Below are 14,079 nucleotides of genomic sequence, written 5' to 3' on the forward strand. Positions count from 1 at the left end.
GACTGAAAAGTCGCTCTTTTTTTATGGGATTTATTACAGTGTAATTTATAGAGGTGAAATTGTCTGAACAATCCCATTATGAGCGGCTTTCTAGCCGCTTTACTTTTTAGGCATTCTCAATCGTGTCGAAATAAAGTTTAAGCTTTTCAGCACGGTCTTTACCAACCACTTCGGCTACTTCATCCAGCGAAGCTTCACGAATTTTCGTAACGCCCTTAAAGTGCTTCAATAATTTGGCTGCCGTTTTTTTGCCAACGCCTTCTACATTTTCTAACTCGCTTATCAAGGAATTACGGCTTCGTTTGTCGCGGTGATAAGTGATAGCAAACCGGTGGGCTTCATCGCGGATTCGCTGAATCAGTTTCAGTGATTCAGATTTCTTATCAATATAAAGCGGCAGGTTATCCTCCGGGAAGTAAATTTCTTCCAATCGTTTTGCGATACCGATAATCGGTACTTTGCCATAAAGGTCCAGTGCCTTTAACGCGTCGCAGGCAGCGCTGAGTTGCCCTTTCCCACCGTCAATCACAATAAGGTCGGGTAAGCCCGTATCTTCTGTTAAAACGCGTGTGTATCGGCGAGTAACTACTTCATACATACTGGCGAAATCGTTAGGGCCAATAACGGTTTTTATAGAGAAATGCCGATATTCCTTGTTGGCCGGTTTTCCACCAACAAAACACACCATTGCCGACACGGGGTTTGTGCCCTGAATGTTGGAGTTATCAAAGCATTCAATTCGATTAGGAAGCGTTTTTAGCTGTAAATCCTGTTTAAGCCGAATAAGTACCCGATCTTTCTTACTGGCATTGGCCGTCGCTTCAGCAGCCGCCCGATCCTGACGTTCACGTCGAAAGTACAGGACGTTTTTGAGCGACATATCCAGCAATTTCTTTTTATCGCCAATCTGAGGAACCGTCACTTCAGCTTTTAAATCAACGTCGAGAGGAATATTGGTAATGATTTCTTTTGCCTGACTTCCATATTGCTCTCGAAATTCGATAATCATCATCGCTAACAAATCAGGGTCGGTTTCGTCGAGTTTTTTCTTGACTTCCACCGTGTGAGCCTGCACAATGGTGCCGTTCACAACTTTCATGAAGTTGATGTATGCAGACACTTCATCAGAAGCAATCGAGAAAACATCCGCGTCGGCAATTTTGGGATTAACAACCGTCGATTTGCTCTGAAAGCGTTGTAACACGTCCATTTTATCTTTATACTTCTGTGCCTGTTCAAAGGCCAGATCGTTGGCAGCTTCGACCATCCGATCTTTAAAATATTCCTGAGCCGGTTTAAGATTTCCCTTTAGTATGTGATGAATTTGTTCAATATCACTATTGTAATCGCCTTCATCCTGCTTGCCTTCACACGGCCCTTTACAATTACCAATGTGGTATTCCAGACAAACTTTGTACTTGCCTGCTTCGATGTTTTCGGGGGCCAGATTGTAATTACAGGTTCGAATAGTAAACAGTTGACTGAACATATCCAGCACTGTATACATAGGCTTTAGGTTGGCAAAGGGTCCATAGAATGTTCCCTGTTTTCGGTCGATGCGACGAGTGGTTAAAACGCGCGGAAAATGCTCATTGGTAACGCAGACGAAGGGGTATGTTTTGTCGTCGCGCAGGAGAATATTGAACTTTGGCTGATAGCGTTTAATGAGTTGATTTTCGAGCAGCAACGCGTCGAACTCAGTATGAACAATGGTGAACTCGATTTTTCGAATCTGGCTTACCAGCCGTAATGTTTTGCGATCATGCCCTTTTGAGTTTGTGAAATAACTACTGACCCGGTTTTTGAGGTCTTTCGCCTTTCCCACATAAATTACTTCGCCCGATAAATCAAAATACCGGTAAACCCCCGGCTCGTGCGGCACCTTGCTTAACTCTGTTTTATAGTCGAATTCAGGCATACTGTATTGCCGACGGAGACTGTCGACGGATTAGGGTGCAATCTTGAGGTATGATTGGTATTACAAAACAACCCACATCGACTAAAGGTTGCTTAAAATTTAAGGTAAAAAAAGGCCAGCAATAGGCTGGCCTGAACTCGTTTACTGTAAGACTTCATCCTCATCTTCGGGTACGACTTTTGGCGGAATGTACCGTTGGGAGGAGTCTATATGATAACCGCCACAATCGATCTTAAAATTATTGGGCTTCCGGAAAGGTTCGGGGCGATACTGCGTCAGCGAAGGATCATTATAAATCTTTTGCATATACATGGCCCAGGCGGGCATAGCCAATCGGCCACCCTGACCCAGTGAAATATCCCGGAAGTGAATAGGCCGGTCGTCACCTCCCACCCAAAGTCCGGAAACAAGATGCTGGGTCATGCCCATAAACCATGCATCTGAGTAGTTGGACGTTGTTCCGGTTTTAGCAGCAATCTCATTGCCACCATCCAGCAGTTTATACTGTGTTCGCAACCGTTGGGCTGTTCCATTGGGATCTTCTACGGCTCCGCGCATCAGATGAAGCATCTCATAAGCCCGATTCGCACTAATTACCTGTTTGGCATCGGGTGTGAAGTTCTTTAACACATTACCGTTTTTATCCGTAATCTGAATAAGCATCATCGGGCGGACACGCGTCCCGCCGTTGGCGAAAGCACAATAAGCCGCCACCATCTCATAAACAGACACGTCGCCGGTTCCGAGACAAAGCGTGGGGTTATCGGGCAGATCTTTGCTTTCAATACCCATATCGTGGGCATATTTAATTACGGCTGCTGCACGCGTTTTTTTGATCAATTGAGCACTAACCGTATTGATGGATTGGCCTAGGGCTTCGCGTAACGATAGATTTATGCCGCTGTATCGCCCTGTCGAGTTCTTTGGCATCCAGGGTGGCCCATTGTTATTATCCTCGCCATGTGCGAACACGGTGGGGCGATCTACAATGTGGCTACAGGGAGTCACGAAACCCTGATCCATAGCCGTAAGGTAAACGAATGGTTTGAAGGTAGACCCTGGCTGGCGACGGCTCTGACGAACGTGGTCAAACTTCATGTATTTGAAATTGACACCGCCAACCCATGCCTTTACGTAGCCATAACGAGGGTCCATAGACATGAAACCAGTGTTGAGCAACCGCTTGTAGTACCGGATCGAATCCAGCGGACTCATGGTTGTATCTTTATCATTTCGGCGACCTCCATACACAAACACTTTCATTTTAATCGGCTTGCGCATCTCTTGCCAGATGGTCTTTTCATCGTCGCCATAGGCTGCCTTTAACTGTTTAAATCGAATTGTACGACGTGCAACTGACTCAATAAAGCCGGGAATTTCAATGTATTTCTTCGTTCGGGGGTCTTTTTTGACCCAAGGGTTACGACCGCGCCAGTGCTCGTAGAATTTCTTTTGCTGATCGCGCATATTGGTCATTACGGCCTCCTCTGCATAGGCCTGCATGCGAGAGTCGATAGTCGTGTAAATTCTCAATCCGCTGGTATAGAGGTCGAGCTCGGCACCTGGATTTTCGTCATTATACTGCCTGATCCACTTTTTTATGTCATCGCGGATAACAGACCGAAAGTAAGCCGCCATACCTGTATTCTGATTCTCGATGCTAAAATCAAGTTTCAGGGGTTTGTTCTTATAGCTTAAGAATTGCTCCTCGCTCAGGAGTTTGTACTTTTTCATCTGCCCCAACACCACATTCCGACGATCTCTTGTTCGGTCCTCAAATAAGCGGGGGTTATAAAAGGTTGGGTTTTTGAGCATTCCTACCAGTAAAGCGGCCTCTTCGACATTCAGATTCCAGGGCTCTTTACTAAAATACGTCTTGGCGGCCGTTTTGATACCGTAGGTATTGTTCCCAAACGAAACCGTATTGAGGTACATCATCATGACCTCCTGCTTGGTGTAGTTCCTCTCCAGGCGTACAGCAAGGATCCATTCTTTTGTTTTGGCAATAATCAGGCTAATCACCGGAATATGACCCAGAACACCCCGGAGTTCCTCCTGCCGTGTATCAAATAAATTCTTGGCGGTTTGCTGTGTGAGTGTACTGCCACCGCCTGAACTGGAGGCATCTTTGAAGGTAATAAAACCGCCAACAGCCCTGAATAACGAGCGAGGATCAATGCCGGAGTGTTTGATAAATCGGGCATCTTCTGTTGCCAGCAGAGCCGACGTTACATTGGGCGACACCTGCGAAATCTCGATAGGAGTACGGTTTTCAACGTAGTATTTACCCAACAATTGATGGTCGGCGGTGTATACTTCAGAGGCTTCTTCGCTTTTTGGATTTTCAAGAGCTTTCAGACTCGGCATGCCGCCAAAAAGCCACAAAAAATTGTAGCTGACAGCCAATACATACAGAACCAGCAAGATTATGCCCGTGAGCGAAAATCGCCATAAGCTTCGGATTATTTTTCGGTATGGACCAGGAGCAAATTCAGTCATTATGGGTTTGTCTCATTCGTTTTAGATTCAATTCGTCAAGTTCCTGAATGATCAGATGGACGTTGACTTACCGAACCTACATACATTAAATTATTTTCTCTTTGCCGAAAGCTGATCGGCTGCGGCCTGCATTTCCTTTACATGAGGTAACAACTGACTGCCGGGATAATCACGGACAAATTCGCTTATGGCCTGCCGGTAATCATCTATACCCTTTACTTTACCAACCAATAAAAGCCGCAATAACGCCAATTTGTCTTCCAACTGGGTTCCTGCGACACTCCCCAAAGCGGTTTCTGCCCGGGTCAATGCTTCGGCGTTATTATTTGCCTTATACAGCTCATAAATGGCTGTGTAGGTTTTCAATGCCTGCGCTTCCGAATCGGTAGTTTGGGCAACCACTTTCCCTGTTAGACGCGCGTAGGAGGTATTGGGATACTCTGCCAACAATTTTTCTTTCCAGGGAGACGATTGACCGATTTGCTCATTCGAGAGGTAAAGTAAGTAATACACTTCTGGTTTTTGTAGTGTATTTGGGTATCGGGTCAGCAACTGTTCAAAGGTTGGAATGGCATCGGCGGGTTTGTTCAACTCGAACTTATAAAGCTTGCCCAACTTATATAAAGCATTCTCAATGCGTTGGTTTGCCAGTGCCTGCGCTTCCTTTGTGAATGGAATCTTAGCCATCATGGCATCCTTCTGCCCTTTTCGACTTGGTCCCGACAGCACGACAGCGCCCCCACCGGCATCGACTGGCTGTAACGGCGTATTCGGGTTAATGGAATTGGCTGGAGTTGATCCGTTGATTGGACTATTATCAGCTGCTATTGCGCCTGAGGCTTCCTTGTTGCTTCGTCGCCAGTTGTCTTCGAGTGGCCGATTGCCCCAGCGTACCGAGAATTCCTGTTTCCCCTGGCTCAAGGCAACGGGGTTATAAAGTACCCACCGTTCATTTGGTTGAAGATTGGAGTTCGTAGCACCCGGCATTGTGTTTCCAGCTCCATTCGTTGCCCGATCTACAATTTGTTGTGCCAATGCGGCCTGTGCTTTGTCTTCTTTCTGCCGTTGATCAATTGCTTTCTCAAGAACCTTATCAAGTGCATTGGCGTCTAGTTTCGACAGAGCTAATAAACTATCGTCGGTAGTGATAGTCGTTCTGTAGAGAACAAAGTCGTCGAGTGTTTTTTTGCGGGTTACCAGAGCGGCATAGTCTGGTGATTGTTTCGGCATTAAAGCGAGCGCACTATCATAATAAACTTTAGCGTGCGTGTAATCTGCTTTCTTTTCAAAGTACAACTTGCCGATTTCAAGATAGGTGTAGGGCACCTGAGTAGTGTTGGAACCGGCCGCCTGAATCGACTGGCTGTAGTAGCCGATGGCTTTATCTACCCGACCGCTTCGCGCTTCAAGCAACCCCATTGTAAAGTAAACCTTATCTTTCAAGTCTTCGTTTTTTCGATCATTTAGCAAATCATCAAACATTTCGGCCGATTGCGCCATCCTTTTTTTATCACCCGTTAACCCGTTACTTTGAATAGCATACAGATTTGCGTAAAACGACTGGTCATAAGTGGGGTGTGAGGACAACACCTTGCGGTAATGGTCAACGGCTTTAGCTGGCTGGCCAATCTGGTCATACAATTGACCCGCAATAAGGTGTAGACGAGCGGTGGCTTCTCCCTTTTTCAGCACAGGGAAGGTGGCATCCAGAATACCGGCAGCGGTTGCATATTCGCCCTGCCGCTCATGCATGTACGCTTTTGTCAAATAGAAGTCACGCGTATTAGGCTTATTGAGTGGTTGATTTCGAAGGTACTCGGATACATTTAATGCGTTTGTATAGTCATTGGCTTCAACATAGGCCCGCATCAAACCAACCAGTGCTGTATGCTTATCATTTTCATTTGTTCCTTTTGTATTGACGTATTTGAAGACCTCAATTGCATTCGGCAAATCCTGTTTCAGCAGCCGGGCACGTCCTATCAGAATGTAGGCATTATCGAGCCATTTACTATTCTGATGTCGTTCAGGAATAAGCGATGCTTTTTTAATTGCATCGTCAATTTGGGGTTTTACCGGTTGCATCAGTATGGAGTCGACCGGCAAGAGGATAGGCATTAACTGATTGTAGTTTTCCTGCCGTGTTTTAAACAGGATTTGCTCGGCCAGATTGATCTGGTCGCGGGCAAGAACATATGCATTAAAATGGGCTGTTAAGTTATGATACCCTTTGCTGACCGCTTTCGTGCTATACTGTGAGCACGATACCAGTCCACCGGTCAATAGAATAAGGACCGTAAGTAACAAAAAGGATTGGTTTCGTAAATAGCGGGACATTCGAAAATAACACGTGGTCACTCGTACTAAAACGTTTCTAAGGGGGTCAATAATATGGAACCTTAGCCCAAATTAACGAATTTTGCCTGGTATAAACATGTCAATTGCTAATTCTATGGAAAACAGCCCCGGCCAACCTGATGAAAACTATCCGAAAAAATCGGCTCTGGGTGATGAGCCTGTAAAAAAGGTTACCGAAAAGACGACATCGTTTGTTCAGTTTAGTGGAATCGCCTTTCAAATGCTGGGCACTATTGGGCTTGGGGTTTATGTCGGTATGAAACTAGACGCCTGGCAGAACAATCATCGGCCTGTCTGGACAATTGTTTTATCGCTTACCGCCATTGGCGCTTCGCTCTATTTGTTTATCCGACAATTGACGCGGAAGTGAACGTAGAATTGGATGCCAGCCCGGTCATCAGAGTATTGATTTGAAAACTGCTGACTTTGCTTTAGTGTCGAATATGGTACGTATGTGTATCTAATCACCATTTACGATAAATCGGAAGAGAGTAGTATAAGAAAAGAACTCTTGCTGAAAATAGCCAAAGCTTTATTTGATAAATAAACTTTAGTTTATGTGGTCAATAACCAGTTAAATCTTCCTTAACTAACAGAATAAAATTTGGCAAATTCTTTTTCATGATCCGTATTATTTTATTTACAGTTTTTTTTGCAATTGTATTTTTCGTAGCTGAACGATATTTTGTTTCTTCCTGGGTGCACCCGACCTGGAAGGTTTTATTGATCTTTTTTTTTAGTGTCTCTTTTTTAACTCACCGGCTGGTAGAGTCTGGTTTACAGGGTGATCGGGAACGTTTTGTACCACTCTTCATGGGTGCAACGGTGGCCCGGTTGATATTGGGGCTGGCGTTCGTTGGTTTTTTTCTCTTCCGGCACATCGAGCAGCGTCGAACCTTTATTTTGGACTTTCTTGTACTATATATATGTTACACGGGCTTTGAGATTTGGACGCTTACTCGTAACTTGCGACGCGATTCGTAAAAACGATTTGTCACATCATATGTTGCGTTCGGCTATTAATAAGATTTTATTTGCAACGGCTCTCATTCTGAGCTCGTTAGTAGGTGCTCAGGCACAGGAGCATGCCCACGAGGGTGAAGCGCATGCCAATCATGAAGGGGAGGCAAAAGCCACCAAAGGTAAATTTGATGTCGGGGGCATGATTATGCACCACATTAAAGATGATCACGGCTGGGAGTTTGCCCACGGTGTTACACTACCATTACCCGTCATTTTATATTCTAAAGATCGCGGTCTGGAAGTCTTCTCTTCGTCAAACTTAGCCCACGAAGCTACGTACAACGGCTACAAGAACGTACACGGCAAAATTCACCGGGTCAATGAAGCAGGTGAGGTTGATCACGAAGCGAAAGTCTATAACTTCTCGATCACCAAGAACGTAGCATCATTGCTATTGAGCGCCGTTATTATGTTACTTGTCTTTTCGGCTGTTAGCCGGGGCTATGCAAAAAACAAAGGCAAAGCACCTTCGGGTCTTCAATCGTTCCTGGAGCCGATCATTCTGTTCGTTCGGGATGAGATTGCCAAGCCAAGCATCGGCCCTAAATACACGAAGTATTTGCCTTACCTGCTTACACTGTTCTTCTTCATTCTGGTGAACAACCTGCTTGGGTTGTTGCCGGGTGCGGCCAACCTGACAGGTAATATCACCGTCACACTGGTGTTATCGGTTATCACTTTCCTGATCGTTACGTTCAGCGGAAACAAGCACTACTGGCTGCACATTCTGAAGCCAACGGGTGTTCCTGTAGCGTTGTTGCCTATTATGATTCCCGTTGAGATCGTCGGCGTATTCATGAAGCCATTATCGCTCATGATCCGGTTATTCGCCAATATCACGGCTGGCCACATTATCATTTTAAGTCTGTTGGGCCTGATTTTTATGGCAAACAACATGGGTGGCATGGGCACAAGCCTTGCGATTAGTCCTGTTGTTCTGTTTTTTACCCTGTTTCTGAATTTGATCGAACTGCTGGTAGCGTTCCTGCAAGCGTTCATTTTTACCCTGCTAACGGCTATGTATATCGGTAGTGCGGTAGAAGATCACCACGAAGCCGATCACGGCATTGGCTACGAAGGCGCTGAAGCGCATTAAAATAATGGACAATGTAAAATGAATCATGTCGGCTATTAACGCATTATCCATTAGTCAATTTTACATTATCCATTTTATAAGTTGCAATCTTTTGTTTTTCACTAATAAATACGTTTGAAGTTTATGTTCGCAATGTTGTTTTCTCTGCTGTTAGAAGCTACTGGTAGTGTTTCGGTTATGGGTGCTGCTATCGGCGCTGGTTTAGCTGCTATTGGTGCTGGTCTTGGTATCGGTAAAATTGGTGGTAGTGCAATGGAAGGTATCGCCCGTCAGCCAGAAGCGGCTGGTCGTATCCAAACTGCCATGCTGATCATCGCGGCTCTTATCGAAGCCGTTGCTCTGTTCGCAGCTGTAATTTGTCTGCTGGTTGCTACGGCTTAATCTAGCCCTGGCTTCAGTAGATACCAAATTTGAGTAGGCTGGTTGCATTAGGCACTGGCATCGCTGCTCACCTATTTTCTGGAAACGTTTGCCCGTTTGGGATTGCCAGCGGGCAAACGTTCTCTAACAAAAGATTGAATTGACTTACGATGTATGCATTACGAATTGGTAGTTTGTAACATACATAGTAACCAGCCAAGATATCATAAATCGAACTTTATAAATTGTAAATCGTAAATCCATGGATTTGCTAACTCCCGACCTCGGTCTTTTATTCTGGCAGGTAGTGGTTTTCCTCGGCCTGTTTCTTATTCTTCGTGCTTTTGCCTGGAAACCCATCACAGAAAGCCTGAACGAACGTGAAAATAATATTCAGAGCGCACTTGACCTGGCCGAAAAAACACGTCTGGAAATGACCGCCCTGAAAGCTGATAACGAAAAACTGCTTGCTCAAGCACGTACGGAGCGCGATGCTATTCTGCGTGGTGCTAAAGAAGCTTCCGACAAAATGATCGCTGATTCTCGCGAAAAAGCATCTGCTGAAGGACAACGTATTCTGGAGCAGGCACGCGAGTCGATGCAGAACGAGCGGCAGGCTATTGTAGCACAGATGAAAAAAGAAGTTGTTATCCTCTCGCTTGACATTGCTGAAAAAGTTCTTCGTAAAGAGCTTAGCGATAAAACATCACAGGAGAAATTGGTAACAGACCTTGTATCTAATTCACGCTTAAACTAATTCGATTATGGCAGTCGCTACAGTTGCCGCCCGCTACGCCAAATCGCTATTGGATCTGGCGCAGGAAAAAGGCCTGACCGAGACTATGTATAAGGACATGCAGTTCTTCAAGAATACGGTGGATCAAAGTCGTCCATTAATGCTCATGCTGAAGAACCCCATTGTTCGTGCTGAGAAGAAAAGTGCCGTATTGACTGCCGCATTTAATAAGCGTGTTGATCCCATGACAATGGCGTTTTTTCAAATTATTGCCAAAAAGAATCGTGAGGGCATCATGGATGCCATTGCTGAACAATTCATCTCGCAATACAATAAATTGAAGGGAATTGAACGGGCCAATGTTGTTACAACTGTTCCATTGACAGATGCACAACGTGAGCAATTCAAGGCTATTGTCATGAAAACAACCGGTTGTAAGGTGGTTGAACTGGAAGAAAAACTGGACTCAAAGTTGATCGGTGGCTATGTGTTGAACCTTGGTGACCGTCAGGTTGACGGGTCTATTCGAAGCCAACTGAATGACCTGCGGTTGAAGTTTCTAAATTAAGAAGCCTAAAGCGCGGGTGCTAGTTTGCACTGTGCTCAAAACATAAAGTGGGTTCTCGTGCACGTTCGTTATCCATAAAAAAATGCGCTGGTCAAAACTGACCAGCGCATTTTTTTATGTTGAATCAGTGTGTTACCACCACTTTTCATAACCCTTGGCTGGCTTCCAGGTTGATTTCGGTTCAAAGTGGTGCCAGAGTATAGCTGAAACATTTCTTAGTAGCTCAAATCCTTCGTTTGTCCGTTCCCAGCTTTCGTCTTTCTGGTTTTTTGTCATAATACAATAAACATATTCCCCGTGGGGTGCGTGAACAAATACAACCTCCGAACGCGACTGGTTAACTGCGCCATTCTTACAGGCTGTTTTGATTTCAGATGGAATTTGCGATAAACCGTCATTGTCCCAATACTGACGACCCAGATTTCGATACATTTCGTCGCTGGCATCGGGGCTAACGGCTCTCCCTTGCCGTATGTATGTCAGTAAGTTCGCCATTTCACGAGGGGTGGTTTGCCCCCAGCCGTATTGGGTGCGGCTGGCTTCGCGACCCGGTGTGCGGGAGTTGACCCGTGTCTGATGAAATCCATTTGTTTCCAGCCAGTTATTAATCGCAGTACCGCCACCCGCCAGAGCCTGACACCACAAACTGCCTGTGTTATCACTCACGGTTTCCATGAGCATGACCACTTCGCTAAGCGGTATTTTGGTGCCGTCTTTTAAGGAACCCACAATGCCGTCGTCGTAGTGAAGTGAGTCCTTGTAAACGAGCGGCTCAGTGTATGTCAACTCTCCTTTGTGCAGCTTATCGAAGAGGCCACATTGGATTGGAATCTTGATCGTACTGGCCGTTGGGAAGAGCGTATCGGCGTTGATCGCAACAGTTTTTCCAGTGCGTAAATTGTATACATAAACACCAGCATCGCCCCGAAAGCCACTTAATGCACTACGGAGTTGGCGCTCCAGAGAAGCGTCAACGCGCGTTGTCTGGCCATTGGTAATGAATGTATATGAGAAAAAGAGTGTAAAAAGAAACGAGACGCGCATCAGGATTGTATGGGTTTAACTAATTTGATATGAGTTCGGGTGAAGGCTTCCCGTTCGTAAAAGCGGATGGTATCCGTACGTTTTTGGTTTGTTGTAACTTCCAGATTTACGAAGTTTTGCTCAATGGAAAGCTGATTGAGGGCGGCAATAAGCTGATGTCCGATGTGCTGATTTCGGACTTCTGGCCGGACGTATAACTCCTGTATTTCACCAACTTTGCCGCTGTGATGTAACAGATATTGAACGTGGCAACTCACAAAACCGAGCACATTACCCTGCCGTTCGGCCACAAGGTAATGGATGTGAGGATTACTGAGATTGAAGAAAAAAACCGAATTAAACGCTGTTGTATCCAACGTGGTTTCTTCCAACGCACACACAAAATCATAAATAATTGACGCGTCATTTGGGGTAACGGCGCGAATGTCTACGTTGGCCGGTAAAGTAGATTGAGTAGGCACAATGATTTATAGCGGTATACGCCCTGGAGCGAATTTACGCCTTTAAGTTCGTCAATTTTTGTCCTGTTGCTTACATGTCTATGAACAAAATCATCGCCTTTGCTTTTGCAGGTTTAGTCACGGCCTGTTCGGGGCGGAAAGCTGATACCGACGATACGCAAACGAATCAATCGACTGTGGATACCCTGCCAACTACCTCTTTCGACAGAGACCGGGACTTTTTACGTCAATACCACCCCGACCTGATTGAGCTACAGAATGGTGAGGCACACGCCCTGATTTGTCCAGCCTATCAGGGGCGGGTGATGACCAGTAGTGCCGACGGAAAAGCCAGTTATGGTTGGATCAACTACGACTTAATTAAATCGGGGAAGTTACTGCCGCATATGAATGCCTTTGGGGGCGAAGATCGATTCTGGCTTGGACCGGAAGGCGGGCAGTTTGCGCTCTATTTCAAAAAAGGCGATCCCTTCGACGCCGACCATTGGCAAACACCAGCCGCTATTGACTCTGAACCATTTACCCGTACAGATAGCTCGCAGACGTCAGCTACGTTTACACGTACGGTATCGCTGACAAATTACACGGGCACCCGCTTCGATATTGGTATTGCGCGAACAGTTCGGCTATTAACGAAAGAACTAATAACCAGGCAGTTAGCTGTTAATTCTGAATCGATAAAAGTGGTTGGGATTCAATCTGAGAATTCAATTGCAAATAAAGGGAAACAGGCCTGGACAACAGAAACGGGTATGCCGTCGATCTGGATTTTGGGTATGATGAATGCATCGCCCAAGGCGACAATTATTATTCCCTACAAGCCGGGTAAAGGACAGCCCATAAATGATGCCTATTTTGGCGAAGTACCCGCCGACCGGTTGCGAATGGGAAAAACATCGGCGCTGTTAACGGCCGACGCCAACTTTCGGAGTAAAATTGGCGTGTCGCCCAGCAGGGTTACTGGCTGGATTGGCAGTTACGATCCCACGGCTAAAACCTTAACACTTGTCACCTATGAGGTTGATCCAACGAATATCCGATACGTCAACTCCGCCTGGGAACATCAGAAAGAACCGTTTTCCGGAGATGTTATCAATGCATATAATGATGGGCCGATGAAGCCCGGTCAATCACAAATGGGGAAATTTTACGAGCTGGAGTCTTCATCGCCAGCGGCCGGGTTAGCCCCCGGTGCCAGCCAGCACCACCGGCATACAACATTTCATGTGCAGGGAACGGAACAAGAATTGAATGAGCTGGCGAAACGATTTCTGTTAACGGATTTGACGTCTATAACGGACAAATAGTTTAAACAATTAATATGCCTGCAAGGCATCTGACTCGAAAATATGATTGCCGGTTAATTGTTGCTGTGTTGTTACAAACATGGCATTGGCAACTTTTGACCCCTCAACAGCTCTGTATTTAATCGGAATCAAGGGCTTCAGCACGCGCATGGCCCCCTCGGCAATACGTTCGCCCAGCCGCGATTCAGTACGCCTAGCCGTTGACCGATTGCCAAGAAGGAGGGAGGGTCGGAAAATAAGGAGCGTTGGGAAGTTTAATGAAGCCAAATCGCGTTCTACTTCGCCCTTGACCCGATTATAAAAAAATGATGACTCCGTGTCGGCACCCATCGATGTAACAATAGCGAACTGTTGGGCACCGTTCGCTAAACCAAGGCGGGCAATATCCAGCGGGTATTTGTAATCTACTTTTTGGAAAGCATCTTTGGAACCGGCTTTTTTCATTGTTGTACCGAGACAGCAAAATATATCGTCGGCTTGTGTCACTAATCCATTTGGATGATCGAAATCAAACTGAACTTCCTGTAAGCGAGGATGTTGCCAGCCTAACGATTTTCGTGCTAAAACTTTGACGTTTGAATAGACAGAGGAGTTAACAAGCTGGTGAGTTAATTGATTGCCAATAAGACCTGTTGCACCAAGTACTAAAGCTGTTTTTTGAGTAGGTATAGTCATGTTTAGGAAGAGGCTGTTTTTGCTAATTTAGTCA

12 protein-coding genes are annotated in these 14,079 nt (G+C 45.6%); 6 read left to right on the forward strand and 6 right to left on the reverse strand.

Annotated elements, in window-relative coordinates; translation table 11 throughout:
* Positions 1-106: 106 nt before the first annotated feature.
* The 3 genes from uvrC to porW form a co-directional block, all read right to left on the reverse strand.
* A complete protein-coding gene (uvrC, locus tag CWM47_RS06490) occupies positions 107-1,918 on the reverse strand; it encodes an excinuclease ABC subunit UvrC (protein WP_100987214.1) in 1,812 nt (603 codons plus the stop codon).
* Between the two features lie 141 nt (positions 1,919-2,059).
* A complete protein-coding gene (locus tag CWM47_RS06495) occupies positions 2,060-4,417 on the reverse strand; it encodes a penicillin-binding protein 1A (protein ID WP_100987215.1) in 2,358 nt (785 codons plus the stop codon).
* Between the two features lie 90 nt (positions 4,418-4,507).
* Entirely contained in the window at positions 4,508-6,754 is a 2,247-nt protein-coding gene (porW, locus tag CWM47_RS06500; protein WP_100987216.1) for a type IX secretion system periplasmic lipoprotein PorW/SprE, read from the reverse strand.
* 115 nt (positions 6,755-6,869) lie between these two features.
* Here porW and CWM47_RS06505 point away from each other — a divergent pair, with 115 nt between their 5' ends.
* The 5 genes from CWM47_RS06505 to atpH all read left to right on the forward strand — a co-directional run bounded on the left by CWM47_RS06505 (position 6,870) and on the right by atpH (position 10,558).
* Positions 6,870-7,145 carry an AtpZ/AtpI family protein gene (locus CWM47_RS06505; RefSeq protein WP_100993760.1) on the forward strand — a complete coding sequence of 92 codons (276 nt, stop codon included), beginning with the start codon at positions 6,870-6,872 and terminating at the stop codon, positions 7,143-7,145.
* Between the two features lie 633 nt (positions 7,146-7,778).
* Complete coding sequence (atpB, locus tag CWM47_RS06520) at positions 7,779-8,894, forward strand: F0F1 ATP synthase subunit A (protein WP_100987218.1); 1,116 nt, start codon at positions 7,779-7,781, stop codon at positions 8,892-8,894.
* A gap of 123 nt (positions 8,895-9,017) precedes the next feature.
* The gene (atpE, locus tag CWM47_RS06525; RefSeq protein WP_100987219.1) at positions 9,018-9,275 is read left to right on the forward strand and encodes an ATP synthase F0 subunit C; all 258 of its coding nucleotides are present in this window, start codon (positions 9,018-9,020) and stop codon (positions 9,273-9,275) included.
* A gap of 241 nt (positions 9,276-9,516) precedes the next feature.
* The gene (locus CWM47_RS06530) at positions 9,517-10,011 is read left to right on the forward strand and encodes a F0F1 ATP synthase subunit B (RefSeq protein ID WP_100987220.1); all 495 of its coding nucleotides are present in this window, start codon (positions 9,517-9,519) and stop codon (positions 10,009-10,011) included.
* A gap of 7 nt (positions 10,012-10,018) precedes the next feature.
* On the forward strand, positions 10,019-10,558 hold the full coding sequence (atpH, locus tag CWM47_RS06535; protein WP_100987221.1) for an ATP synthase F1 subunit delta: 540 nt from the start codon (positions 10,019-10,021) through the stop codon (positions 10,556-10,558).
* Between the two features lie 132 nt (positions 10,559-10,690).
* Here the strand turns inward: atpH and CWM47_RS06540 are convergent, their stop codons facing one another.
* Entirely contained in the window at positions 10,691-11,602 is a 912-nt protein-coding gene (locus CWM47_RS06540; RefSeq protein WP_100987222.1) for a serine hydrolase, read from the reverse strand.
* The gene (locus CWM47_RS06545; protein WP_100987223.1) at positions 11,602-12,063 is read right to left on the reverse strand and encodes a GNAT family N-acetyltransferase; all 462 of its coding nucleotides are present in this window, start codon (positions 12,061-12,063) and stop codon (positions 11,602-11,604) included. The genes CWM47_RS06540 and CWM47_RS06545 overlap by 1 nt, the downstream gene beginning before the upstream one ends.
* Before the next feature lie 80 nt (positions 12,064-12,143).
* Between CWM47_RS06545 and CWM47_RS06550 the strand changes: the two genes are divergently transcribed.
* Positions 12,144-13,370: a DUF6786 family protein gene (locus CWM47_RS06550; protein WP_100987224.1), complete on the forward strand. Its 1,227-nt coding sequence runs from the start codon at positions 12,144-12,146 to the stop codon at positions 13,368-13,370.
* A gap of 9 nt (positions 13,371-13,379) precedes the next feature.
* Here CWM47_RS06550 and CWM47_RS06555 read toward each other — a convergent pair whose 3' ends face one another.
* The gene (locus CWM47_RS06555; protein WP_100987225.1) at positions 13,380-14,045 is read right to left on the reverse strand and encodes a Rossmann-fold NAD(P)-binding domain-containing protein; all 666 of its coding nucleotides are present in this window, start codon (positions 14,043-14,045) and stop codon (positions 13,380-13,382) included.
* Positions 14,046-14,079 lie beyond the last annotated feature (34 nt).

Source organism: Spirosoma pollinicola (assembly GCF_002831565.1).
Classification (GTDB): Bacteria; Bacteroidota; Bacteroidia; order Cytophagales; family Spirosomataceae; genus Spirosoma; species Spirosoma pollinicola.